Source organism: Mycobacterium sp. UM_CSW (assembly GCF_000455205.1).
Taxonomy (GTDB): Bacteria; Actinomycetota; Actinomycetes; order Mycobacteriales; family Mycobacteriaceae; genus Mycobacterium.
Genome location: NZ_AUWQ01000033.1, coordinates 1 through 24147, shown reverse-complemented (window position 1 = coordinate 24147; position 24147 = coordinate 1). Strand labels below are relative to the sequence as shown.

General features: G+C 68.8%; 23 protein-coding genes. 8 read left to right on the top strand and 15 right to left on the bottom strand.

All coding sequences use genetic code 11. The features are described from left to right. Positions 1 to 4 precede the first annotated feature (4 nt). Positions 5 to 907 (bottom strand): NAD-dependent epimerase/dehydratase family protein, encoded by a 903-nt coding sequence (locus N415_RS13270; protein ID WP_068182275.1) that lies wholly within the window; start codon positions 905 to 907, stop codon positions 5 to 7. Positions 908 to 992: 85 nt separating this feature from the next. On the opposite strand from N415_RS13270, the gene N415_RS13265 reads away from it, so the two are divergent. Both N415_RS13265 and N415_RS13260 read left to right on the top strand, forming a co-directional pair. After that, a complete protein-coding gene (locus tag N415_RS13265) occupies positions 993 to 2678 on the top strand; it encodes an ATP-binding protein (protein WP_081665228.1) in 1686 nt (561 codons plus the stop codon). Beyond that, positions 2660 to 3343 carry a response regulator gene (locus N415_RS13260; RefSeq protein WP_068182154.1) on the top strand — a complete coding sequence of 228 codons (684 nt, stop codon included), beginning with the start codon at positions 2660 to 2662 and terminating at the stop codon, positions 3341 to 3343. Before N415_RS13265 ends, N415_RS13260 begins: the two co-directional genes overlap by 19 nt. Positions 3344 to 3426: 83 nt before the next feature. On the opposite strand, the gene N415_RS13255 is transcribed toward N415_RS13260, so the two are convergent. Then, a complete protein-coding gene (locus N415_RS13255) occupies positions 3427 to 4176 on the bottom strand; it encodes an MBL fold metallo-hydrolase (RefSeq protein WP_068182152.1) in 750 nt (249 codons plus the stop codon). Further along, positions 4173 to 5165, bottom strand: a complete 993-nt coding sequence (locus N415_RS13250) for a hypothetical protein (RefSeq protein WP_068182150.1) — start codon at positions 5163 to 5165, stop codon at positions 4173 to 4175. The genes N415_RS13255 and N415_RS13250 overlap by 4 nt, the downstream gene beginning before the upstream one ends. A 201-nt stretch (positions 5166 to 5366) precedes the next feature. Here N415_RS13250 and N415_RS13245 point away from each other — a divergent pair, with 201 nt between their 5' ends. Continuing rightward, on the top strand, positions 5367 to 5870 hold the full coding sequence (locus tag N415_RS13245; RefSeq protein WP_081665226.1) for a MarR family transcriptional regulator: 504 nt from the start codon (positions 5367 to 5369) through the stop codon (positions 5868 to 5870). Here the strand turns inward: N415_RS13245 and N415_RS13240 are convergent. The 5 genes from N415_RS13240 to N415_RS13220 form a co-directional block, all read right to left on the bottom strand. Continuing rightward, complete coding sequence (locus tag N415_RS13240; RefSeq protein ID WP_081665225.1) at positions 5771 to 8881, bottom strand: RND family transporter; 3111 nt, start codon at positions 8879 to 8881, stop codon at positions 5771 to 5773. The two genes, N415_RS13245 and N415_RS13240, sit on opposite strands and share 100 nt — an antisense overlap. Before the next feature lie 170 nt (positions 8882 to 9051). Further along, a complete protein-coding gene (locus tag N415_RS13235; protein ID WP_068182147.1) occupies positions 9052 to 10437 on the bottom strand; it encodes a hypothetical protein in 1386 nt (461 codons plus the stop codon). A 22-nt stretch (positions 10438 to 10459) separates the two neighbouring features. Beyond that, the gene (locus tag N415_RS13230; protein ID WP_068182145.1) at positions 10460 to 11818 is read right to left on the bottom strand and encodes a hypothetical protein; all 1359 of its coding nucleotides are present in this window, start codon (positions 11816 to 11818) and stop codon (positions 10460 to 10462) included. Between the two features lie 19 nt (positions 11819 to 11837). Beyond that, positions 11838 to 13295: a condensation domain-containing protein gene (locus N415_RS13225; protein WP_068182142.1), complete on the bottom strand. Its 1458-nt coding sequence runs from the start codon at positions 13293 to 13295 to the stop codon at positions 11838 to 11840. A gap of 237 nt (positions 13296 to 13532) precedes the next feature. Further along, positions 13533 to 14717 (bottom strand): acyl-CoA dehydrogenase family protein, encoded by a 1185-nt coding sequence (locus N415_RS13220; protein WP_068182137.1) that lies wholly within the window; start codon positions 14715 to 14717, stop codon positions 13533 to 13535. Between the two features lie 208 nt (positions 14718 to 14925). Between N415_RS13220 and N415_RS13215 the strand changes: the two genes are divergently transcribed. Both N415_RS13215 and N415_RS13210 read left to right on the top strand, forming a co-directional pair. Beyond that, positions 14926 to 15303 carry an NYN domain-containing protein gene (locus tag N415_RS13215; protein ID WP_068182135.1) on the top strand — a complete coding sequence of 126 codons (378 nt, stop codon included), beginning with the start codon at positions 14926 to 14928 and terminating at the stop codon, positions 15301 to 15303. After that, positions 15303 to 16271 carry a nitronate monooxygenase gene (locus N415_RS13210; protein WP_068182133.1) on the top strand — a complete coding sequence of 323 codons (969 nt, stop codon included), beginning with the start codon at positions 15303 to 15305 and terminating at the stop codon, positions 16269 to 16271. Before N415_RS13215 ends, N415_RS13210 begins: the two co-directional genes overlap by 1 nt. Here N415_RS13210 and N415_RS13205 read toward each other — a convergent pair. After that, positions 16252 to 16557, bottom strand: a complete 306-nt coding sequence (locus tag N415_RS13205) for a DUF4333 domain-containing protein (RefSeq protein ID WP_239645529.1) — start codon at positions 16555 to 16557, stop codon at positions 16252 to 16254. The two genes, N415_RS13210 and N415_RS13205, sit on opposite strands and share 20 nt — an antisense overlap. 125 nt (positions 16558 to 16682) lie before the next feature. After that, a complete protein-coding gene (gene tpx / locus N415_RS13200; RefSeq protein WP_068182129.1) occupies positions 16683 to 17177 on the bottom strand; it encodes a thiol peroxidase in 495 nt (164 codons plus the stop codon). 110 nt (positions 17178 to 17287) lie between these two features. Here tpx and N415_RS13195 point away from each other — a divergent pair, with 110 nt between their 5' ends. Continuing rightward, positions 17288 to 18238, top strand: coding sequence for a GlxA family transcriptional regulator (locus tag N415_RS13195; RefSeq protein ID WP_068182126.1), 951 nt, complete (start codon positions 17288 to 17290; stop codon positions 18236 to 18238). An 18-nt stretch (positions 18239 to 18256) separates the two neighbouring features. After that, on the top strand, positions 18257 to 19009 hold the full coding sequence (locus N415_RS13190) for a DJ-1/PfpI family protein (protein WP_068182123.1): 753 nt from the start codon (positions 18257 to 18259) through the stop codon (positions 19007 to 19009). On the opposite strand, the gene N415_RS13185 is transcribed toward N415_RS13190, so the two are convergent. Continuing rightward, positions 19006 to 19491, bottom strand: a complete 486-nt coding sequence (locus N415_RS13185) for a nitroreductase family deazaflavin-dependent oxidoreductase (RefSeq protein WP_068182120.1) — start codon at positions 19489 to 19491, stop codon at positions 19006 to 19008. The genes N415_RS13190 and N415_RS13185 overlap by 4 nt on opposite strands. Positions 19492 to 19579: 88 nt before the next feature. Then, on the bottom strand, positions 19580 to 20056 hold the full coding sequence (locus tag N415_RS13180; protein WP_068139183.1) for a nuclear transport factor 2 family protein: 477 nt from the start codon (positions 20054 to 20056) through the stop codon (positions 19580 to 19582). Positions 20057 to 20113: 57 nt separating this feature from the next. On the opposite strand from N415_RS13180, the gene N415_RS13175 reads away from it, so the two are divergent. Continuing rightward, positions 20114 to 20881 carry an SDR family oxidoreductase gene (locus N415_RS13175; protein ID WP_068182116.1) on the top strand — a complete coding sequence of 256 codons (768 nt, stop codon included), beginning with the start codon at positions 20114 to 20116 and terminating at the stop codon, positions 20879 to 20881. A gap of 19 nt (positions 20882 to 20900) precedes the next feature. On the opposite strand, the gene N415_RS13170 is transcribed toward N415_RS13175, so the two are convergent. The 3 genes from N415_RS13170 to N415_RS13160 form a co-directional block, all read right to left on the bottom strand. Next, complete coding sequence (locus N415_RS13170) at positions 20901 to 21662, bottom strand: DUF2071 domain-containing protein (protein ID WP_068182111.1); 762 nt, start codon at positions 21660 to 21662, stop codon at positions 20901 to 20903. 32 nt (positions 21663 to 21694) lie between these two features. Further along, positions 21695 to 22369 carry a hypothetical protein gene (locus N415_RS13165; protein ID WP_068182108.1) on the bottom strand — a complete coding sequence of 225 codons (675 nt, stop codon included), beginning with the start codon at positions 22367 to 22369 and terminating at the stop codon, positions 21695 to 21697. Positions 22370 to 22385: 16 nt separating this feature from the next. Beyond that, a partial coding sequence (locus N415_RS13160; protein ID WP_068182104.1) for a fatty acyl-AMP ligase occupies positions 22386 to 24147 on the bottom strand: 1762 nt, incomplete at its 5' end.

Genomic DNA, 24147 nt, shown 5'->3' with positions numbered 1-24147 from the left:
GGGGCTAGGCGTCGACCAGCTCGGGGTGGAACTTCGCGGCCAGGCGGCGCATCCCGTCCTGCCAGTCGACCGTCGTGCCGCCGATGAGCTCGTGCATGCGGGTCAGGTCGGTGGGGTTGCCGCGCAGCGCGTGCGCGTCCTCGGTGAAGACGGGCTCCTTGCCGACGAGCGAGCCGAGGTAGCCACACCACTCCTGGAGGCTGACGGTTTGGTCGCCGCACCAGTTGACGGTGGTCGCCGGGACCGATGCCACGTCGAGCAGCTTCGGCAGCGTCGCGATGATGTCGTCCTCGTGGATCGGGTTGTATTGCGCCGGTCCGCCGGGCGGGACAGGGATCGGGATGCCGGCCAGCATCATCTCCATGTGGTAGTACGGCCACCCGCCGTTGTTCCCGTACGGAACGTTGAGGCGGGCGATGACGGTGGGCACGTCGAGGATGCGCGCCATCGACCGTGCGACGACCTCCCCCGCGACCTTGGAAATCGAGTACGTCGGGAACAGGAACTTGTGGTTGTCGCCCAGGGCGGACCGCTCGGTGCGGGGTTCGTCGCCGGGCGGGTCGTACACGGCGGCCGACGAGCAGTGCAGGAAGGCCTTCGCCCCCCGGCAGTGCGCCATCAGCAGCCCGACCGACTCGGCGTTGGCGCCGAGGTCGGTGTCCCAGTCACCGCTCTTGGCCACCGCCAGGTTGAGGACGTACTCGAAATCGGTTGGGAGACCGGTGAAGTCCCCGGCCGCCAGGTCCACCGTCTCGCACCGCACACCGGCCTTCTCGAGGCCTTCCCGCGCCGCGGGATTGGTGAAGCGGGCGACGCCCCACACCTCGTTGTCCGGCGCGAGCGCCAGGGCGATGGGAGTGGCCAGTTGACCCGTCGGGCCGGTGATCAGGATCTTGGATCCGCGCATGCGCTGATAGTAGGTGAGCGCCACGGCGTGCAGACGATAACCGACTTTCGCGCATTGTGCTCACCCGCGCGGTAGGGTCCCTTCCATGGCCGCCAAGGGTCGCATCGACTTGCGACTCGCCACGCAGGTGTTAGTGCTGCAGCTCGTCGTCGTGACGCTGACGCTGATCATCGCCTTCGTGTTGTTCGCGGTTTTCAACCGCGCGCGGCTGGACAGTCAATACCACGTCCACTCCACCGATATCGCCCGTGTGGTGGCCTCATCCCCCACGGTGATCACCAACATCGCTCGCTACGACAACGGGCCGCTGACCCCGAGCCCGGAACTGGTCGGCGAACTTGCCACCGGTCCGATCCAGGGCGTTGCAACCCGGGTTCAACAACGCACCCACGTGGCGTTCGTCGTCATAACCAACGCAAGCGGCATCAGGGTCGCGGATCCCGACCGCAACAGGTTGGGGCACCACGTCAATGCCGACATTTCGTCGGCGGCCGCGGGACACGAGTCGGTGTCTCATGACTCCACCATCTTCGGGCGGGCGATCGTCGCCAAAGTCCCAGTGTTCGAACCAGGTTCCAATCGGGTGCTGGGGGTGGTCATCGTCGGCCTCTCCACCAAGGCTTTCGATGAGCAGTTTTCGAAGAACCTCGTCGTGCTGGGTGCCATGGCTGGTGCCCTGCTGCTGATCTCGGTCGCCGGATCGGTGCTACTGGCCCGGCGGTGGCGAGGGCTGACACTGGGTTTGCGGCCGGCCGAGATCACCGAGCTGGTGCGCAGCCAGGCGGCGGTGTTGCAGGGCATCGGAGAGGGCGTGCTCGCCACCGACACGTTCGGCAAGACGACCTTCGTCAACGACGAGGCGTGCCGGCTGCTCGAGATCGGCAATGAAACGGGCCGGCCCGTCGACGAGGTCGGGTTGACCCCGCGCGTGCTCGACGTGTTCAACGCCGCCGATGCGACCCCCACGCTGGCGACGGTCGGCGAGCGCATCGTCGTGGTTTCGGCGCGACCCGTGTCGCGCGAAGGACGCCCGCTGGGAACGGTTTTGGTGGTGCGGGACCGAACCGACGTCGAGTCGCTGACCCGCCAGCTCGACGCTGTGCAGGTGATGAGCACGGTGCTACGCGCCCAGCGTCACGAGTTCGCCAACCGCCTGCACCTGCTGACCGGCCTGTTGCACGGCGGCCACGTCGAGGAGGGGCTGCAATATCTCGAGGAGCTCCTCGGGTCGGGCCCGCTGGGATCCGCGCTGCCCGGCATCGACGCCATCCGCGACGCCTACCTGCAGGCGTTCCTGGCGGCGAAGGGCGCCGCCGCCCGCGAGGCCGGCGTGACGCTGACGATCGGTGAAAACACCTGGGTGTCCGGTCGACTGGTGCTGCCGGTCGACGTCACCACCGTCGTCGGGAACCTGCTCGACAACGCCATCGACGCGGCCCGCACGAGCGACAACGCCACCAAACAGGTGGAAGTCGAACTGCTGCAAGAGGGTACGACGCTGCATATCACGGTGGCCGACAGCGGTGATGGCGTCGCGCCCGACTTCGTCGAGCACCTTTTCACCGAGGGCACGTCCACCAAGCCGGACTCCGGCATACCGGGCGGCCGCGGCATCGGGCTGGCATTGTCGCGGCAGATCAGCCGCGCCCTCGGTGGTGACCTGTGGCTGGCCAGCCCCGGCAATCCGGAGCTGGCGCTGCGCGGTGCGGAATTCATCGCCCGGCTGCCGGGCGTGATGGTTGAGGAGGCGCAATGGGCGACGCAGACCTGACGGTGCTCGTGGTCGACGACGACTTCCGCGTCGCCAACCTGCACGCCGAGGTGGTCAACACGCTGCCGGGCTTCACCGTGACCGCCACCGTGAACACGTTGGCGGCAGCGCGGGAGGCCCCCGCCGTCGACCTCGCGCTGGTCGACGTGTACCTGCCCGACGGTTCCGGAATCGACTTCGTCCGCGAATTGCATGGCGACAGCATGGTATTGACGGCGGCGACCGAGGCGGCCACCATCCGCGCCGCGATGTCGGCTGGCGCGCTCAGCTTCCTCGTCAAGCCGTTCGCGACGACCGAGCTGGCCGCGCGGTTGGCCGGCTACGCGCGCTACCGCAAGATTCTGGCGAGCCCCAACCTGAGCTCCAGCGACGTGGACGCGGCACTGGACGCGCTGCGTCCCCGGGTCGCTCCCGCGGCACCGCCCACCCTCGCCGCTTCCTCCACCAAACAGCTTGTGCTGCAAGCCTTGCGCGCCTCGGAGAAACCCATGTCGGCCGCCGAGGTGTCCGCCGCGATCGGGATATCGCGGGCAACCGCCCAACGGTATCTCGCGGGCCTGGCCACCACCGGCGACGTCTCCGTCGGGTTGCGGTACGGCACGACGGGACGGCCCGAGCAGGAATTCGCGGCAAAGGACAAGCGGCCCACCCGCCCACTGCGCTGACGAGTCTCGCCGAGACTGCGCTCAGCGCGCGATTTTTCCGACCGAACGCGATCTGTACGCAGTCTCGGCGATGAGCAAAGAGCTCAGTGAACCCCGTAGTCAACCGCGGCCGACGCTGCCTCGGAAAGGCTTGTGGCGGTGGGCTCGCCGTGGCCCGGATAAACGACGGCAGCGTCTAGCCGGATCATCTTGCGCAGGGACGCCAGCGCCTGCTCTCCATCGTGGGTGATGCCCCGGCAGATTGCGCAGGGACCGCGATGGTGCCCGACGGCGTCATGGGTCACCAGCGCGTCTCCGGTGAAGGCTCCCGTCCCGCCCGGGAGCAGGTAGATGCTGCTGCCGGGGGTGTGTCCCGGGGTGTGGAAAGCGTGCAGCCGGCCGGGGACGTCGAGTTCACCATCCGAGGTGATCGTGCTGACTTCGGCGACGCCCTGGGTTTTCAGCGCCCCCATCCTCGCGAAGTGCAGAGGAGCCCGGATCGCCGAGGGATGGCGCAGCAGGTACGGCAATACCGGGCGCTCCGATGGCGTGTACGTGCGGACCTCCCGCGGTCGGGCGGCAAGCGACGCGTCGGCGTGGTGGACCCAGATGCGCGCGCCGGTGACGCGCTGTATGCGGGCCGCCAGTCCGAGGTGGTCGAAATGCGCGTGGGTCAACACGATTGCGGTGATGTGCTCGATGCCGTAGCCGGCCGCGTTGAGGGTGGCGACGAGGTGCTGCCAGTGCCTGGGGACTCCGGCGTCAACGAGTGTCACCCAGCCGCCCTCCGCGACGGCCCAGAAGTTGACGTGCCGGTCGCCGAGCCGATGAACGGCGACGGCGCCGACGGTCACTCGACGGCCTCGGCGGTCTTCACCCAGACGTGTTCGGGCGCTACATCGGTGACCTCCATCGAAGTCGCGTCGAACACGACCGTCGGCCCGAAGAGGCTAACCGGTGTCCATGCTCCGGCGATCGCGGCTCGGTCACTGGCCAGGATGCGGATCGCGGTCTCGGTGACGATGGCAGCCGAAACCTCGTTGCCGTTGCCCATCCGGGCCTGTCGGCCGCGCCGTCGCCAGTCCGGCCACCGCGCTTCGACGTACACGTAGGAGTCGTCGCCGGCACCCGCGAGGCCGCCCGGGGCCGCGAAGAACCCTGTCACGTTGCGCGCGTTGCTCATTCGCTGCGCCACGACGACGTCGGCGGTTGGCGCGGGCAAGACCGGTCGGTTCCGGCCGCCCAGGTGAACCTCGGCCATGCCGGAACCGAACGGCGCCGTGCGCAACTCGCCGTCCTCGAGCCAGATCGCACCGCGGGCCATGGCGTCGGCGAACGTGGCCTGCAATCCCGGACTGAGCACCTCGCCCGCCGGAGCGGTGATCAGCCGAACGTCGGCGGGTGGTTGGCTCGCGCCGGTGATGACCTCGGCAAGCAAAGCTTCCGCCACCGTCGGGCCCATGCCGACCGCGGTGAGCATCGGGATGTGCCGTTGCCGCGCTTGCGAATCGAGGGACAGGAGCTGTTGGACGGCGTCGTGCTCATTCGCGATTTCCAGGTAGGGAACCGATTGCTCGAGGCAGGCCTGGCGTATCGGTTGCGCATGCGTGCTGAACGGTCCGACCGTGTTGACGACGAGCGAGACAGAGTCCGGAAGTGGCCCCGGATCGAGGAGATCGCCGGCCAGCACCCGCGAACCGGGCAACGAACCGGCCATCTCGTCGAGGCGGTCGCCGTCGCGGGCCGCCAGCGTCAGGGCCAGGCCGTGGTCATGCAGGCGGCGCGCGATGTTGCGCCCCGAAACACCCGTCGCCCCCAGCAGGAAAACGTTGTCCGCGCTCATGCCGCCGCGCCGTTTGCGAGGTAGCCGATGTGCTGGCGCGGCGTGCCGTCGCTGTCACCGAAGTGGGCATGGTCGTGGCTGGCGAACTCTACGAGCATCAGAACCCCTTAATTCATGGCACGTCAATTAATGACATATCACTAATGATGCGTCATTGATACGCTTGGTCGGGAGCAGGTGTCAAGAGGGGATATCGACGTCATGAAGCAATCGGTGCGGCAAGCACACCGGGTACCGTCGAGGCCGGCCGCGGACCTCGACCGCATCCGCTACCTCATCCTCGGCGCCCAGCGAGAGGGCGGTCGGATGATGGCCACCAGCTTGCGGGAGACCGGCCTGACCCCGGCCCAAGCCGAGGTGCTCGAGGTGGTGAAGCAGCATGGCCCGCTCACACTCGCCGAGCTCGGGAAGCGGTTGGTCTGTGAAACGGGAAGCCCCAGCCGCCTGGTCGACACCCTCGTGCAACGCGGCTACATCTCACGCGAGCGCGGCGAAGAAGACAGACGCACCGTGACACTGACGTTGACCACGTTGGGCGATGAGACCGTCGACGAGGTGGTCAAGCACGGCGGCCTGCGTGACCACATCGCCGCGCATCTGACGCCTCAGGAGATCGGCGACCTGACCGCCCTGCTGCGCAAACTGCTCACCGATACCGGCGCGGGCGACGCGTTGGCTTTGCGATTCCGCGACGAGGGTGGATAGCCCGGAGCGAACGGCGCACCGCCGGTCCCCCGCCGCGGCCGGTTCCCCGCGACGGGCACGCGGCGTGTCCCTTCGCTCTGCGGAGACAGCTCGTGCCGCCGGTGCGCCGCGGAACGGCGAATGTTGCTCGTGGCCAGGGCGTGCGAGGTGTCGCTGTGAATGCAGTTGCCGGCTAGAGCGACCGGAATCCTGGCGAAGCTCGCTTTCGTCCTGGACGGCCACCAATTCGCCTTGCCGACCAATGCCGCCAGGGCCGGGACGGTCACGGTGCGAACCACGAAGGTGTCGATCAAAATGCCCATGCCGATGATGAACCCGGTCTGCACCATGGTCGAGAGGCTGCCGAACAGCAAGCCGGACATCGACGCGGCGAAGATGATGCCGGCCGAGGTGATGACGCCACCCGTCGAACGGACCGCGCGGATGATGCCCGAGCGCACGCCCGTGCGCGACTCCTCACGAATCCGCGTGATCAGCAGCAGGTTGTAGTCCGCTCCGACGGCGACCAACACGATGAACGCCGTGGCCTGCACGTTCCAGTAGATCTGCTGATGGAGCACGAACTGAAAGAAGACCACGCCCACGCCCATCGCCGACAGGAACGAAATCACAACGGAGGCAATGAGGTACAGCGGCGCCACAATCGCGCGCAGCAGCAGGATGAGGATCACGAAGACAATCAGAAGCGTCAGCGCCACGATCAATCGAACATCATGGTCGTAGTAACCGCGAATCGCGCTGTACATCGCCGTCGTGCCGACCATCGATATCGACGCGTCCGAGAGCGAGGTGTTGGGCTGCGCGGCGCGCGCCGTGTCGAGGATCGACGCGACCTGATCCATGGCGGCCGTGCTGAACGGGTCAAACTTCGTTTCGACCAGGTAGCGCGCGGAATGCCCGTCGGGCGAGATGAACAGCTTGGCGGCATTCTTGAAGTCGTTCGAGCTCAGCACCTGCGGCGGGATGTACATCCCCGCCATGGACTGCCCTGTGGCGTCACGCTTCATCGACAGCAGCAGGTCGGCCGCCTGGTTCATTCCGGTGCCCATCCGCTTGGTTTGGTCGACGAGTGTCCGCACACCGTCGGCGAGCCGTCGGCTGCCGTCGGCCAGCTGGTCGGCGGCGGCCTGCAGGCCGGTGATCTTCTGCGCCATGCCGGCGGTATTGCCGCCGGCCGCGCGCAGGCTGTGGGACGCCGTCGCCAACAGCGTGGTCAGACTCTGCACGGCCGACTGCACGCCTTGTGCCGCGGGCGGTTCCGCGAACCCCGCGGCGGCGACGGCGCCGGCCAGCGCCGACACGGACCCGTTCGCCAGCCCGCGCACGTTGTCCAGGAGGTTGGCCGCCGCGCCGAGCTGTTGCTGGGCCTGGCTCAGCGTCGCGGTGAGCTGGGTCATGGGCCCGCTGGCGCCGCGGAGCTGGTCGCGGATCTCGGCGAGGCTTGCCGCCAGTTGGTCGGCGCCGCGGGTCAGCGCGTCGAGGTCGCCGGTGCGGTCGCTGATCTGCGTCGAGGCGTCTTCGAGCTTGGAACCGACCGCCCCGGCCTGGGAGCTGAGCTTGGCCTGATCGAGCGGCTGGCCGTCGGGCCGCGTGATGCCTCGCACCGCGGCGATGTTGGGCAACTGTGACACGCGTTGCGCCATCTGATCCAGGTCGGCCAGGGCGCGCGACGTCCGCAGATCCTGAGGCGAGCGGATGTAGATGTATTGCGGCAGCAGGGCACTCGTCGAAAAGTGGTTCTCCATCGCGGTGAAGCCGACGTTGCTCGGCGCCGACCGCGGCAACTGCAGGCGGTCGTTGAAGGTGGGCCGAAGGAAGGCCGCGCACCCGGCCAGCGCGATCAACACCGAAAGGCTCACCAGCAGATGCGTTTTGGGGCGGCGGACCAGGTGGACGGCGGATCGCTGCCACAGGCGTCCGGTCAGCGGCGGGCGCGGCGCCACCCAACCGCGCCGGCCGGCCAGCACCAGGATGGCAGGCAGTAGCGTGACGGCGGCGAGGAACGCGATCGCGATCGAAATGGCAAGCGCCGGACCGATACTCGTGAATGCGGGCAGGCGGGTGAAGACCATGCCGAGAAAGGTGACGGCCACAGTGGCCGCGGACCCGGCGATCACCTCCCCGATGGAGCTGAGCGCCTTTTGCACGGCCAGGTCGGACTCGACGCCGGACCGGATGTACTCGTGGTAGCGGCTGATCAGGAACACGGCGTAGTCGGTCCCGGCGCCGAAGATCATGGCCGTCATCAGCCCGATCGTCAGCGCGGAGATGCCGAGTCCGACCTGAGTCAGCGCGGACACCACGCCTTGGGCCGACGCGACCGAAACCCCGATGGTGATCAACGGCAGCAAGACGGTCACGGGCCGCCGGTAGATCACCAGCAGGATGATCAGCACGAACAACGCGGTGACGATCTCGGTGATGTGCAAGTCGCGGGCGGTCACCAGCGACATGTCACCAACCATGGCGGCCTGCCCGGTCACGTCCGCGGTCAGCGTCGTGCCCGCGGTGGAGTGCTTGACGGTGTCTGTGATCCGTTGGTACGCCCGCGAAGACTCGGGCGACCCGGCGGGCGCGCGCAGCATCACCGCCAGGTAGAACGCCTTGTTGTCCGAGCTGACCATCAGCGGGCGCAGGGCGGGCGTGGTCGCGACGTCCTGCACGCCGGTCACATCGCGGGTGTCGTCGCGCAATGTGGCGGCCAGCCGGCGGTACGCGTCCTCGTCGGCCGGCTGCAGACCCCGCTTGTCGGTCAGCACGACGATCAGCACGTTCTGGGCGGATTCCCCGAAGTCCTTGGCCATCTGCTCGGCCGCGGCCATCGCCTTGGGCGGCAGCGGTTGCACCGTCTGGCCCTCGACCACCTTCGTCAGCGGGGGGAAAGCCACGGCCAGCACCGCCACCACGGCGGCCCAGGCGGCGATCACGAGCCAGGGCGCGCGCACGACGACGCGGCCTAGCGCCCCAAACGCGCCGATACTTGCCCTGGACGGAGCGGACTCTTTGGTCATGGTGAAAACCCCTCGTAGTCAGGCCGGGAATGACTTTCGCCTCGGTTACACGGAACTTATGGCGCCGCCTGCGGCCGCGTCTCGCTTGTCGGCGATAGTCGGGATTAGCCGCGATTCCACGGTTTTGCGCGTTGTGCTCGCGCCTGGCGGTGGTGGCGCCGAGTCTGCGCTCAGAGCGTGGCGGACCCACATGGCGGCGCGCTGAGCGCAGTTTCGATGCGAGGGCATGCAAAGCCGATCGTGGCGTCGAGCGAAAAGTCACGCAGTGCGTCCGAAAGGTCTTTCCGCAACCCGTCATTCGAGTTGGGTCGGCCCTGCTGATAGGCGACGACGGAGACGAAGACCTGTCCGTTCCATCGCCCCGAGGCGAGGGACAGCATGCCGCCGAACCGGTCCATGATGGCCGTGGTCGCGTCGGGATGTGGAGCCCTGATGGCGAAGCGGTCGGCGTCGGTGCCGTCCGGGCGGCACGCGCCCGGGTTGAGGTCACCGATGTTGGACGCGACGACGGCGGTTGGGCTCCCGGCCGCCACTCCGATGAGGCGCCTGATCAGCCGTTGCGGCATCAGCGGGACGAGGGGCAGCAATTCGCGCCGCCGGTCGGGGGTGTCCCGAAGCCGTGTCAGCGCGCACTTGGTCGCGGCCCGGATGTCGCGCAGGTTCCTCGCCGCGGGCGCGGGGTCGACGGTGAGGTCGGCGTTGGCGACGGCGTTGGCGCGGGTGTCGCCAGGGGTGCGCTCGTTGACGGGTATCGCGAGGGTGACCCGGCCGTCCGGGGTGACGCGTCCCGCGCGCCGGGCGAGCCGAGCCGCCAGCCCCGCGAGCAGGGTGTTGCTGGTCCCGCCGAGTGCCGCCGCGCGGGCGTCCCACTCGCCGGCGTCGACGAACACCGTTTCCGTTGGGAGCGTGATGGATTGGTCCGGGCTGGCGGGTAGGCGCGCCGGCGGCGGGGTGGCCGGGCCGGACTGAGCGGCGCCTGCCCGCGCCTGTCGCGCCACGTTGGCCAGGGCCCGGCCGATGCCCGGGAGGTCGCGCGCGGTCTGGCGGACGTCCTCGCGCAGCGCCCGCCACCGCGGGCGGGATGCCGCGGCGGGCCAGCTGACCGGATCGGGTCGGCCGGATGCCGCGTCCGCCAGCGCATCGCACAGGCCGATGCCGTCGGTGAGGGCGTGCGGGATGACCAGGCTGACGCCCGCGCCGCCGTCGGCGAACGGCAGCATTGCCAGGTGCCATTCGGGTCCGCGCTCGATGTCCAGCGGCGTCGCCGCCTGCTCGCGCAGCCAGGCGTCGAACTCCTCGCGCGGCCTCGGCGTCGTGACGATCTCCAGCCGGGACCGGCCGCTGGTCGAGACCCAGCGGTCGCGGCCGAAGGGCAGGGCCGATCGTTCGATGCGCCGCGATAGCCGGCCCCGCAGCAGGTTTCGGTGAAACCGCCGCAGGCCTTCGATGTCGATCTCCCGGTCGTACAGCCAGACGCACTGCAGCAGGCCGAGGACACCGGTTGCCCGGTCCAGGCTGGAGCAGGTCTGGTCGAACAGGTCGAGTGTGTTGTTCATTGTCTTCAAATCCTTCCTCTGATCAGATCGTTTGGGCCGCAAGGGGACGCGACCAGTCATCGATGAGGTTGAGCGCGAACTCGCCCAAGGCGCTCGAAAGGGCTTGGTGCAGAATCTCCTTCGAGTTAGAGCGCCCCGGCTGATACGCCTGCACCGAGATGAACACCTGTCCGTTCACCCGCGCCGAGAGCAGGGCCAGCACCCCGCCGACGCGATGCAGCGTCGCCTTGGTCATGCCCGGGTAAAGGGACGTCACCCAGACGAAGTCGGCGTCGGTGCCGTCCGGCCGGTTCACCGCCGCCGGGGCGGCACCGATGTTGGACGAGACGACACCGGTCGCGTTGCCGGTGGCGACGCCGACGCATCGCCTGGCGAGCCGCTTCGGCAGCAGCGGAACGAGGGGCAACAGCGCCTCCCGCTCGTCGGGCGTCTCGTGACGCTGGATCAACGCCTTCTTGATGGCCGCGCGGATCTGGCCCAGGTCCGCCGCCGCCGGCGCCGGGTCGACGATGACGTCGACGTTGGCGACGGCGTTGGCGCGGGTGTCGTTCGCGGTGCGCTCGCTGACCGGTATCGACAGGGTGACCGAACCGTCCGCACCGACCCGTCCCAACCGCTCGGCGAGCCGGGCGGCGACGCCTGCGAGCAGCGCGTTGCTGGTCCCACCGAGCGCTTCGGCGCGGGCGTCCCACTCGTCGGCGTCGATGAAGATCGTCGCCGTCGGGATGGTGATGGGACCGTCCACGGCCACGGGCACGGGCGGGGGGCCCGCCGGTGCGGCGCCAATGCGGTTGCGCCGCGCCAGTCGGGCCGCGGCGGCCGCCGCGACCATGGCGCGGCCGACACTGGGAAGGTCGCGCGCCGCTTGGCGGGCGTCCTCGCGCAGGGCCTGCCACCGCCGGCGCGACCCCTCGGCGGGCCAGTTGATGGCGCTGTCGTAGCCGCAGGCCGCTTCCACGACCGCCAGGCAGCCCGCCATGCCGTCGGCCAGGCTGTGCAGGCCGACGAGGCTCACGCCGGCGCCGCCGTCGGTGAATGGGAGCACCGCCAGGTGCCAGCCGGGCCCGCGCTCGGCGTCCAGCCGCGTGGCGGCCTGCTCGCGCAGCCAGGCGTCGAATTCCGCGCGGGGCCGGGGCGTCGCGACGATCTCGAGCTCGGACTCGTGGCTGGGCGACACCCAGCGGTGGCGGCCGAACGGAAGTGGCGAGCGTTCGATCCGGCGCGAAAACCGTCCCCGCTGCAGGTGGCGGTGGAACCGGCGCAGTCCGTCGAGGTCGACGGCGCGGTTGTACACCCAGACGCACTGCCCCACGCTGGTGACGTTGGTCGCCTCCTCGAAGCGGAAGACGGTCTGGTCGAACAGATCGAGTAGGTTGTTCATTTCGCTTGGTCCTTTCTTGTTAGATGCTGATGACCGGGATGCCGTGATTCGAATTCGCGTGCTCTGCAACGGCGTCCACCCAGTCCGAGGTGGTGTTGACGGCGTACGCGAACGCCTGGGTCAATGCCGCGAGGTAGCGATGGACCGACTTGCGGGCCGTCGCGTTGTCCGGGAAGGAAATCGTCGCCGTGGTCTTGTCGTTCTGACGGTTGATCCACAAGTTGATTCCGCCGTGCGACAGGTTGTCGGCGTAGGTGCCGAAGTTGGCCTGCTCGAACAGCGTGGCGGCGGGTATCTTGCGAAAGTCCATGAAAGACACCATCATTGCCCGGGCCGTGGGGGGTGTGACGCCCTGCGGGGCGGCGAGCGCGAGCGCCCGCTCCACCGGCACACTCGCGAGGTGCTTGGCGTCGTCGTATGAGTTCTGGGCCGCCCGGGCCGCCTCGGCAAACGTGGCGGCGCCAATCGGCACGGTGACCGGAACCAGGTTGGCGAACCAACCCACGGTCATCGAGTCGACGCCCGGCGTCCGCGTGTCGTAGGCCGTGAAACCGTGGTAGGTCTCGGTGCCGGTGAACTCGTGCTCGGCCAGGGCCGCGCACGCCAGCACTCCCCCGCTGAAGCGAGCGTCGGCCGCGTGGCAGGCGATCTCGAAGGCCTCGGTTCCGGCGGCGTCCAGCAGGTCGACCGTCAGGAACGTGCCCTTGTTGCCGGCCTCCGTGTCGCCGACCGGGAGCGGAAAGCTCGGCCAGTCGCCGCGGGTGTCGCGCGCGAACTCGATCCAGTCGCGGATCCCCGGGGAGGACTCGGTCAGGCTCGCCACTTGCTCGCCCTGCCGCGCCGCGTAGCTGCGGTAGCTTGCGATCCCCGGAAGGACGGGGCCTTCGGAGGCGTCGGTGCCGCCCTGGGAAAGCTGCTCGTACATCAGGTTGATGTCGAAGAAGATCAGGCCGGCGGACATGCCGTCCATGTGCAGATGGTCGACGCTGGCGTAGAACGTGAAATGGTCGGCGTGCTGGACGATGCCGAACGTGAAGCAATCCCACTCAAGCGTTTCCGGGGTGGTCGTCAGGGCGTGCGCGCGTATCCGTTCGCTGTCCATGTGTCCGAAGTCGGTCGGCACCAGGCCGATGACGTCGGGGTCCTCGATCATCCGGCGAACAATGATGCCGCCGTCGAATTCGAACCAGTCGTGGTAGGCGTCGTGACGACGGACGTGCGCATTGATGGTCGACGTCATCGCCGCGATGTCGCAGACGCCCGGCATGTCCCACGCGACCACCATCAGGCGGGGCAGCGCAGTGCCGGCCTTTTTCGCGTCGAATGCCGCACGAAGGTGGCGGCTCCGCTGGTATGTCGGTGCCAGCTCGCTGCGCCGCGCATGCCGGGCCGCCGCCCGCGCCGCGGCCGAGGCCGCCCAGGTGATAACCGTGCCTTCGCCCGGCTGCCATCCGTTGATGTTGCCCAGTGTGACCATTTTCCCCGTCCCTTTGTGATGCCGCGCGCGCATCGCGAATTCCCTTCTTGCCAAATCGAATTGGCTTTCTGCGATGAGCTGGCGCGGCTTATTCGGTTGTTTGCTGAAACCGAATTTACGAAAGGGACGGTGCCGCTGTCGCTGTTGTGGGCGATAGTCGAAATAAGCGACGATTACGTGCTTTTGCGCATTGTGCTCAGCCGGGCACTGCCCGGCCCAGAAACGGGTGAATCCCCGCTATAGCCCCGGCTGGTCGTCGATGATGCCCAGCCAGATCTGCGCCACGTCGATGGCCACCTTCTCGCTGATGAAGGCGTGCTGGGTTCCGGTGTAGATGTCGCGGAAGGCGCGCTCCAGGCGGCTGCCCTCCCGGATCGAGCTGGTTCCCGCCACCAGGTGCGCCCACTCGGCACAGGCCCGGGCCGTGTCGGTCGCGTAGACGGCGGCCACCCGCATGTCGGCCCGCAGGGCCGGCGTCAGCTCATCGCCGGCGGCGACGGCGGCCTCGGCGGTGGTGAACGCGTCGAGCACCAGCAGGCGGGCGGCGCGCCAGGCTGCCCGGTGGTGCGCCAGGCCCTTCTGGAACGTCGGACGGCTGGCCAGCGACGCCATGTCGCTCATCCGGAACTTCGTGGCGGCGAGTTCCTGGACGTCGTCGAGCATGCTCTTGGCGACCCCCAGCGCCCACGAGGCGTGACCCGCGGCGGTGACCGGCATCAGGCCCATGCGCGTGGCCGGCGAGGTGCCGCGGTATGGCTGCCGCGCGAACAGCTCGAACGTGCGGCTGTCGGGCACGAACACGTCCTGGGCGCTGTAGTCATAGGACCCGGTTCCCTTGAGCCCCTGCACGTACCAGCCGTCGTTGAAGCTGATCTGGTCGCGCGGGATGACCGCGACGCGCATCTCCGGGAAGCCCTCACTGATCCAACGCATCTCGCCGTTGTCCATCGGAAAAAACCCGGCCGCGATGTACTGCGAGTGGCCGATGCCCGAGCCGAAGTTCCACGAGCCGCTCACGGTGTAGCCGCCGTCGACGACGGTCCCCTGGCCGTTGGGGAAGAATTGGCCGCCCAGGGTGACGTGGTTGTCGTTGGCCGTGAACACCTCGGCGAAGCCCTCGTCGGGCAGGTACGCCGCGGCGGCGAACGACGAGGGCAGGTTGGCGATGCCGATCCATCCGAACGACCCGTCCTGCCAACCCATTTCGATCCAGGTTTCGATCATCGCGGCAAACGATGGTTCGACCCCGCCGGCCTCGACGGGGTTGAACGATGACATCAGCCCGCTCGCCCACATCTCGTCGACGATCGCCGGGGTGAGCGTGCGCGCCCGCTCGGACTCGGCGGCTTCGGCCTGTACGAGGTCCCGCATGCCGCGGGCCAGCGAGACCACCCGATCGTCCGTGTCGGCTATCGACGTCATTGTCGTTTCCCATCATCGGTTGAGAAAACTGATTCCAGTGACCGTAGTTAATACCATTGCGCCGCCGTTCCGGGCGGGCAGTGAGGAATTAGTGTGCGCTGACGGCTTTTCGCGTGCATCCAGGGCGGCTCGCATCGGTGTGTCGCCGCCCTGAGCGCACACTCAATGCCCAGGACTCACACTCACCGCCGTGCCCTACCGTGTCTTTGTGCGGTGGATCGTCGACGGCATGAACGTGATCGGGAGTCGTCCCGACGGGTGGTGGAAGGACCGCGGCGCGGCCATGGTCACGCTGGTGGAACGGCTCGACCGATGGGCAGGGGCCCAAGGAGAGGACGTGACCGTGGTGTTCGAGCGACCGCCGGCGAGAGCGATCACCTCGTCGGTGATCGAGGTGGCGCATGCCCCGAAGGCGGGCGCGAACTCGGCCGACGACCAGATCGTCCGGCTGGTGCAGGCCGCCGCCCGCCCGGAGGAGATTCGGGTGGTGACGTCGGACAAGGGGCTCGCCGATCGCGTCGGCGCCCTCGGTGCCTCGGTCCAACCCGCGGCGAGTTTCCGCGACCTGATCGACCCGCGCCGCTGATGGCGGCCGAGCGCGGTGTCCCCGCACCGAACCGGGTCTGCGAGCTCGCGCGGATAGAGGTCCCGATCATCCAGGCGCCGATGACCTACATTGCCGGTGCCCAGCTGGCCGCCGCGGTCTCCAACGCCGGCGCGCTGGGCATCATCGAGACCACCTCCGAGGCGGGCCGCGCCGACGTCCGACGGGTCCGCGAGCTCACCGACCGTTCGGTGGGCGCCAACATCGCGCTGCTGTTCAACCGCGACCCGGCCGTGGTGGATCTCCTGGTCGCCAACGACATCCGGTTCGTCACCACGTCGGCGGGCGATCCGGCGCTGTTCACGGATCGGCTCCACGACGCGGGCATCACCGTGTTCCACGTGGTGGGCACGCTGGCCGCCGCCCGCAAGGCCGTCGACGCCGGCGTGGACGGGCTGGTGGTCGAGGGCGTCGAGGGCGGCGGGTTCAAGAACCGATTCGGCGCCTCCACGATGGTGCTGCTGCCTTTGGTCGCCGCCCACGTCGACGTGCCCATCGTGGCCGCGGGCGGGATCTGCGACGCCCGATCCATGGCCGCCGCAATGGTTCTCGGCGCCGACGGCGTGCAGATGGGCACCCGGCTGATGGCCTCGGCGGAGTCGCCCGTGCACGTCAACCTCAAGCAGGCGGTCGTGCGCGCCGACGACACCGCGACCGTGCTGCTGCCCCTCGACGGCAAACGGATGATGCGGGTGATCCGCACCGCGGCCGCCGAAAAGCTCGACTCGTCAACGTCTTTGGGTGCAGGCGGGGCGGCGCTGCAACGCGTGCAGCGGCTCTACTTCGACGGCGACATGGACGCCAGCGTCGCCAACACCGGTCAGGTGGCCGGCCGGATCGAGGACATCGCGCCGGCCGCCGACATCATCAAGCAGATGTGGACGGGGTGCCGCCACGTCCTGGCCGCCACCGCCGATCGGCTGGGACCGGTTACGACGGACGGCTTCTGACGTCGAACTCGACCCGCTGGCCGTCGACCTTGGTGATGCGCATGTGCGCGGTGTACTGCTTGCCCTCCGGGCCGGTGAAGTGACAGTCGAACTCCTGGCCGACCTTGGCCTCCACACCCGACGGGCAGTGCACGTCAGTCGGGTGAAAGCCGGTCTGGCTGGAGACGACGTCGACGACGGATTGCGCCGCGCCGTCGGGCTTGACCGTCGACTTCGCGTGACACGCGGTCAGCAGGACCGCCGTCGCGAGCATTCCCGCCGCGGCCCGCTGGACAAGTTTGGTCATTGCGCAGCCGCCATTCCACCGGTTGACGATCGTGATCGGATCGTCAGGCTAACACGCAATGGCGGCGATTCCGGCGCTACGGCTGCTCAGAGCCGTGCGCCGTGTTCCGCTGCAAACAGCCGGCCTCAGCCCACCGCGGCCAGCGCCGCGTCGTAGTCGGGTTCCTGCGCGATCTCCGGAACCAGCTCGGTGTAGGCGACATTGCCGTCGGCGCCGATCACGACCACCGCGCGCGCGAGCAGCCCGGCCATCGGGCCGTCGACGATGCTGACGCCGTAGTCCTTGCCGAAGTTGTCCCGGAACGCCGAGCCCGTCTTGACGTTCTCGATGCCCTCCGCGCCGCAGAACCGCGCCTGCGCGAACGGCAGGTCGTTCGAGACGCACAGCACCGACGCGCCGGTCGCGGCGGCGCGCTCGTTGAACTTCCTCACGCTGGTCGCGCACACCGGGGTGTCGATGGACGGAAAGATGTTCAGCACCACGGGCTTACCGCTGTACTGGTCGTTGCTGATCGCGCCCAGGTCGGTGCCGGTCAAATTGAAGGCCGGGGCCGACGATCCGACGGCCGGCAGCTCGCCGACGGTGTTGATCGGGTTTCCACGCAAGGTTATCTGTGCCATGCGCACAGTCTGCCAAGGCCGGTGCGACCGCCTCGGGTCAGGTCCGCATGTCCTAATTTGTGGGGTATGGGGCGTAGACGCCATAACGGGTTCGGGCCGACACTGAAACCATGGCTCGCAAGGTGGTGATCGTCGGCTTCCCCGGCGTTCAGGCGCTGGACGTGGTGGGACCCCACGACGTGTTCACCGGGGCGTCGCTGCTGACCGACGGCGGGTACGACGTCGCCATGGCGTCAGTGGACGGCCAGCCGGTCACCACCGCCACCGGCCTGGCCTTCCTCACAACGCGGCTGCCCGACCCCAGCGAACCGATCGACACGGTCGTGCTGCCCGGCGGCGGCGGGGTCGACGCGGCGCGATCCGATCCCGAGCTGGTGGGCTGGATCAAACGGGTGACCGGAAACGCCCGCCGCGTCGTCACCGTCTGCACCGGCGCGTTCCTCGCCGCCGAAGCGGGGCTGCTGGATGGCCGGCGGGTCACCACGCACTGGGCGTTCGCCGGCCGGTTGGCCCGCGAGTTCCCCGCCGTCGACGTCGATCCCGACCCGATCTTCGTCCGCAGCTCGGACACGGTGTGGACGGCCGCGGGCGTCACCGCGGGCATCGACCTCGCGCTCTCCCTGGTCGAGGACGACCACGGCACCGAGGTCGCCCAGACGGTCGCCCGCTGGCTCGTCCTGTACCTGCGCCGCCCCGGCGGGCAGACACAATTCGCGGCGCCGGTATGGATGCCGCGCGCAAAGCGCACCTCGGTGCGTCAGGTGCAGGAGGCCATCGAGGCCGAACCGGGCGGTCAGCACAGCATCGGTGAGCTGGCCCGCCGCGCGGCGATGAGCCCGCGCCACTTCACCCGGGTGTTCACCGACGAGGTCGGCGAGGCGCCCGGCCAGTACGTCGAGCGCATTCGCACCGAGGCGGCGCGCCGCCAGTTGGAGGAGACCGACGACACCGTCGTCGCCATCGCCACCCGGTGCGGCTTCGGCACCGCGGAAACCATGCGGCGCAACTTCATTCGCCGCGTCGGCATCTCGCCGGACCAGTACCGCAAGGCTTTCGCATAACAAGAGAGGAAACGAGCCATGACCCAGATCGCATTCGTCGCCTATCCAGGATTCACCGCGCTCGACATGATCGGCCCCTACGAGGTGCTGCGCAACCTGCCCGACGCCGAGGTGCGGTTCGTGTGGCACGATTCCGGGCCAATCACCGCCGACTCCGGTGCGCTGGTCATCGGCGCCACCCACTCGCTGGCCGAAACCCCTTCCCCCGACGTGATTTTGGTGCCGGGCGGCCCGTCGACCCCGGTGCACGCGCGCGACGAGGCGCTGCTGGAGTGGCTGCGCCGGGCGCACCGGACCGCCAGCTGGACGACGTCGGTGTGCTCGGGTTCGGTGATCCTCGCCGCCGCGGGCCTGCTCGAGGGCCGGCGCGCGACGTCGCACTGGCTGGCCATTCCGTTGCTGAAGGGGTTCGGCGCCGTGCCCGTCGCCGACGAGCGGGTGGTGCACGAGGGCGACGTCGTCACCAGCGCGGGCGTGTCCGCCGGGCTTGACCTCGCCTTCTGGCTGGCCGGCCAGATCGCCGGCGAAGGTCGCGCGAAGGCCATCCAGCTCGCGATCGAATACGACCCGCAGCCCCCGTTCGACTCTGGTCACATGTCGAAGGCGTCGGCGACCACGAAGGCCGCCGCCACGGCGCTGCTGTCGAAGGACAGCGCCAAGCCGGCCAACCTGAAGGCCACCACGATGCTGGCGTGGGAGCAGGCGCTGGCGGCGGTGCGATCGCGGCGGCGGAGGCGGGTCTCGCCCGCCGCTTCGGTCCCGTCCGGTTAGGACGCGTCTGCCCGCGGGACGAACCGGACGAAGGGCAGGTTCTCGCCGACGGCGCGGAAGTCGGCGTCTGATCCGTCGACGGAGAATCCGAGCACGCGCGGCAGCATGAACTTGGCCGCCGCGCGGTGCCGCGACGCGTACCGGAGGAAGACTTGCGCCCCTTCATCCTTGTCGAGCGGTGTGGCGGTGACGGGTATCGTTCGCGTCCCCACCTGGATGCTGACGTCGGGGTGGCGCAGGATGTTGCGGTACCAAGCGGCGCCGGGGCCCCACCCCGAGGCGACGACATAGGTGTCGCCGTCGCGCTCGGCGACCTCGAGGACGGTCTGGCGGGGCTTGCCGGAGACGCGGCCGGTGTGGTTGAGCAGCAGCAGGCGGCTGCCGAACACCCATCCGAGCCCGAGCCGGTAAAGGTGGATCGGAACGCGGAAAAGGAACCGGGTGAGTCCCGTCGGTGGCTGAATGTTCTTGACGATCTTCATGATTGGCCGCCTCCGCGCGCACTACAGTAGACAACTGCAATTATTGCACACTGCAATTGTTATGGGTAGTGGTGAGCGCCGCTCGACGCTAGGCGTTGGGCTGCAGGAACTCCGTGGAGGCCAGCTGGCCGCCGGCCTGCAGCCACGCCCCCACCACGCCGGGGGCGTCCCGGTTCGGGTTGTAGATGTCTTCTTCACTGGAGAACAGGCCGTCGCCGGCGTAGACGAGCCGCGTCCAGTTGGGGAACCAGAACGGCTCGCCGTTCGGGTCGGTCGGGTGGTCGAGCAGATTCCTGATCATGAGCACCACGGCGTCGTTGTCGTCGTCGTAGGCGACCCAGTCGCTGGGAAAGCGCATGTGCGGGAAGGGGGCCATCACCGCGACGATCCAGTCGCGCACCGCCTCTCGGCCGTGGAAGACGCCGTAGTGATGCTCGGTGTAGACGACGTCCTCGGTGAAGAGATCGGCGAAAGGTCGCCAGTCGCCCGAGGCGCTGCACCCCTCGGCGACTTTCGTGTAGTTTTCGACGGCTCGCTCGATTTCTGCCCTGGTGAATTTGCCCATGTCGGACACACTAGAACGGGTTCTTGTTGAAGGCGACGCTTTGAATGGGGATGTGCGATGAGTGTGCTGGACCTGTTTGACTTGCGCGGCAAGAGGGCTCTGGTGACCGGGGGGTCCAGCGGCATCGGCAAGGAGGTCGCGCTGGCCTACGTTCAGGCGGGTGCCGAAGTGGCCATCGCGGCAAGGCATTCCGACGTCTTGGACGAGGTCGCGGCAGAGCTCACCGCGGGGGGCGGCCGGGTCGTCCCCATCGGTTGCGACGTGACGCAACCCGAGCAGGTCGACGCCATGCTGGACCGGGCGACCGCGGAGTTGGGTGGCCTCGACATTGCGGTCTGCAACGCCGGAATCGTCACCGACATCCCGATGCTGCAGATGCCGCTGGAAGAATTTCAGCGCATCCAGGACACCAACGTGACCGGCGTCTTCCTCACCGCCCAGGCGTCGGCCCGGGCGATGGTGCGGCAGGGGCAGGGCGGGTCCATCATCACCACCGCGTCGATGTCGGGCCACATCATCAACGTCCCGCAGCATGTCGGCCACTACTGCGCTTCCAAGGCCGCGGTCATTCACCTGACCAAGGCCATGGCCGTCGAGTTCGCGCCGCACAACATCCGGGTCAACAGCGTCAGCCCGGGTTACATCCTCACCGAGCTTGTCGAACCGCTCGCGCACTACCACGCCCAGTGGGAACCGAAAATCCCGATGGGCCGCCTGGGCCGGCCCGAAGAACTCACCGGCCTCTACCTGTACCTGGCCAGCGCGGCGTCCAGCTACATGACCGGTTCTGACGTCGTGATCGACGGCGGCTACGCCTGCCCCTGACCTACCCCTGACCGAGGGGTCAGCCGACGACGAACGGGCGACCGAACCGGGTCCGCACGCCCGGCGAAAAGAGCGGGCGCAGGCGCTCGCCGGCGGGGCGCACCGCGCTGGCGCCGAGCAGGTCGTCGCTGAGTTCGACGATCTCCGCGGTGCGAAACGGCCACGGTTCGTGCTCGTTCGGCACCCACCAGGTCCGGCCGGCCTTGCGGGTGTGCGCCCCCCAGCGGGCGGTGAGCCAGATCTCGACCGGTGTCGGCTCGACCGGGTCCCCGACGACGACCGTCAGCCGGCTGCGCAGGCCGCGCCGCGGCCACCGGCGCACGCTGTCGTACGCGATGTGCTCACCGCGTCGCGTCACCCGCATCCGCGACCAGACGTAGGGCACGCCGAGGGCCATCCGGATCACCGGCACGACGGCCAGCCGGGACGTCTCCAGCGACCGGAACAACACCCCGTGCCGGCCGGCGTCGTCGATCGAATACAGCCGGACGTTGGTCTCCGCGAAGCCGCCGAAATACGGCACCGGGAACGCGGTGCCGACTTTGGTGCTGGTCAACACGAACGGGATCAGCCCGACGTAGGTCATCCCGTCGGCGAACACGTCCGGCCGGGTGCCGGGCGGGTAGAAGCGCTCGACGGTCTCGGGCCGCACCGGCCAATGGAGGAAGGTCAGGTCGTCCCAGCGCTGCTCGAACGTGACCGGCCCGGGAAGCGGGGGCGGGTTGACGGGGAAACCCACGAGGCCTGATTGCGCGTCCGGCAGGTCGGGTATGGCGGCCATCCGCACATCGTTGCACGGGTCGCGTTTGCGGCCTATCCCTCCAACTGACCGGAGATGCCGCGCTCGATGCTGGCCTGGGTCGTGGACGGCAACACCAGGAGGCCGTCGAGTTCTTTGCGGGCCCGGTCGAAGGCCTGCTGGCGTTCCTGCGGCGCGGCGGCGGGGTCCGACGCCACCCGCAACAGGCTCTGGGCGCGCGCGATCCGCTGTTGGGCTTCCCGGGAGAAGTCGCCGCGGCGTTTGCGCATCGCCTCGGCCTCGGCGACGTTGAACGCGGTCACGTAGTCCTCGACCGCCGATTGGTACTGCGCCGCCGCCTCCCGGTCGTCGAGCAGGTCTTCGGCCTTGACCGGGCGCAAGAAGTCCGCGCGCAGCTTGGCTTTGTGGAAGCCGACCGTGAGCGGATCTCGCATGTCGGTCATCAAAGGAAAGTCGAGAAGCTTGGCGACGTCGAGTTCATACTCCAGCCATCGGGCGTCGGTGCGGCCGTGCTCATCGATGACGCGGCGCAGCGAACGCCATTGCGCCGCTTGACTATTCACGCTGCGGTCGGTCGGCGGGCTCGCGGCCTCGGCCGGTCGATCGAGTTCGGGGCGCGCTTCGGTGCGGCGCCTATTGGCGCCGAACGCCCGCACCGCGGCGATGACCATGCCCGTCAGCGGCAGGATCACGATCAACAGCTCCGCCAGGCGGATCAGCAAACCCACACCGCCAGGATGCCATCTACCGCACGCCCAATGTGCCGCTGAGATATTCGGCGCGGCAGGCCCGCCGGGCCAGCTTCCCGCTGGTGGTGCGCGGGATGGCGCCGGCCGGCAGGAAGCGCACATCGGCGACCGCCACACCGTGCCGGCGCAAGACCGCGTCCTGGATCGCCTCGATGGCCGGTTGCGGATCGGCGCGGCTGGTGCCGGCGGCGCGTTCGGCGATCACGACGAGGCGCTCTTCGCCGTTGGCGGGTACGGCGAACGCGGCGACGTATCCGCGGCGCACCATCGGCGAGGCTTCCGCGACGGTGGCCTCGATGTCTTGCGGGTAGTGGTTGCGCCCCGCGATGGTGATCAGGTCCGCGATGCGCCCCGTCACGTAGATCTCGCCGTCGAGGTAGACGGCCAGATCCCCGGTCCGCAGCCAGGTTCGCCCGGCCGCCGCGCCCTCGGCGTGGCTGCCCTCGGTCAGGCGCGACTGCAGCTTGGCGCCGAAGGCGAGCTGGGTTTCCTCGGGCAGCCCCCAGTAGCCGCGACCGACGTTGTCGCCCTGCAGCCAGACCTCGCCGACCTCACCGTCGGGCAGCTCGGATCCGCTGTCGGGGTCGACGATCACCGCCCACAGGCTGCGGGCGACCCGGCCGCAGGACACCTGCGCCACGGCGTTGGGCGCGTCGGCGTCGACGCGCACCGCGTGGCCGACGCTCAGTTGTTCGCGGTCGAGATATACGACGGATGCCTCGGCGGAAGCGTCGATGGTGGCGATGAGCAGCGTCGCCTCCGCGATGCCATAGGAGGGCTTGAAGGCGGTGCGCGGCAACCCATACGGGGCGAAGGCGTTGTTGAACGTGCGGATCGCGTCGATGCTGACCGGTTCGGAACCGATGATCATCACCACGTTGCGCAGGTCGACGTCGTCACCGGGCGCGGGCAGGCCCCGCTGCGCGGTCCACTCGTAGGCGAAGTTCGGCGCGGCGGTCACCACCCGGCCCTGCTTCGACCCGGCGGACAGCGCGTGGATCCAGCGCAGCGGCCTGCGGACAAAGGCGGTCGGCGCCATCAGTGTCGAGTGCCCGCCGTACACCGCCGGAAAGCCGATCATCGACAGGCCCATGTCGTGGTAGAGCGGTAACCAGCTGACGCCGTGGGTGTTTCGGTCCAGCAGGTCGATCGAGAGGATCATCTGCACCAGGTTGGTGCCGACCGCGCGGTGGGTGATCTCCACGCCGACCGGCGGCCGCGTCGCGCCCGAGGTGTACTGCAGATGCGACACGCGGTCGACGTCCAGCTCGACGGGGACGAACAGCTCCCCCGCCGAGTCGGGAACCGCATCGATGACGATCAGCTCCGGCGTGCGCAGGTCCGGCAGGTTTTCCAGAAAGTGCTCGACCGCCTCTTTCGCCGCCGCCGTTGTGAGGACCGCGGCGGGTTCGGAGTCGCGAAGCGCGGTCTGCAGCCGTTCGGCGTGACCCGGCAGCTCGGGTGCGAACAGCGGGACCGCGATGGCGCCCGCTTTGATCGCGGCGTAGAAGCCGGCGACGTAGTCGATGCCCTGCGGCGCCAGGACGGCCACCCGGTCGCCCTCGGCCGCGAACTTCTGGACCTCCGCGGCGATGGCCCGCAGCCGAATTCCCAGTTGGGTCCAGGTCACCTCCGAGACCTGGCCTTCCGAGCGGGCGTAGTCCAGGTAGCGATACGCCACGGCGTCACCGACATTGGCGATGTTGCGATCGATGAGAGAGATCAGGGTGGTGCCCGGCGGCAACGCGACGCCGCCG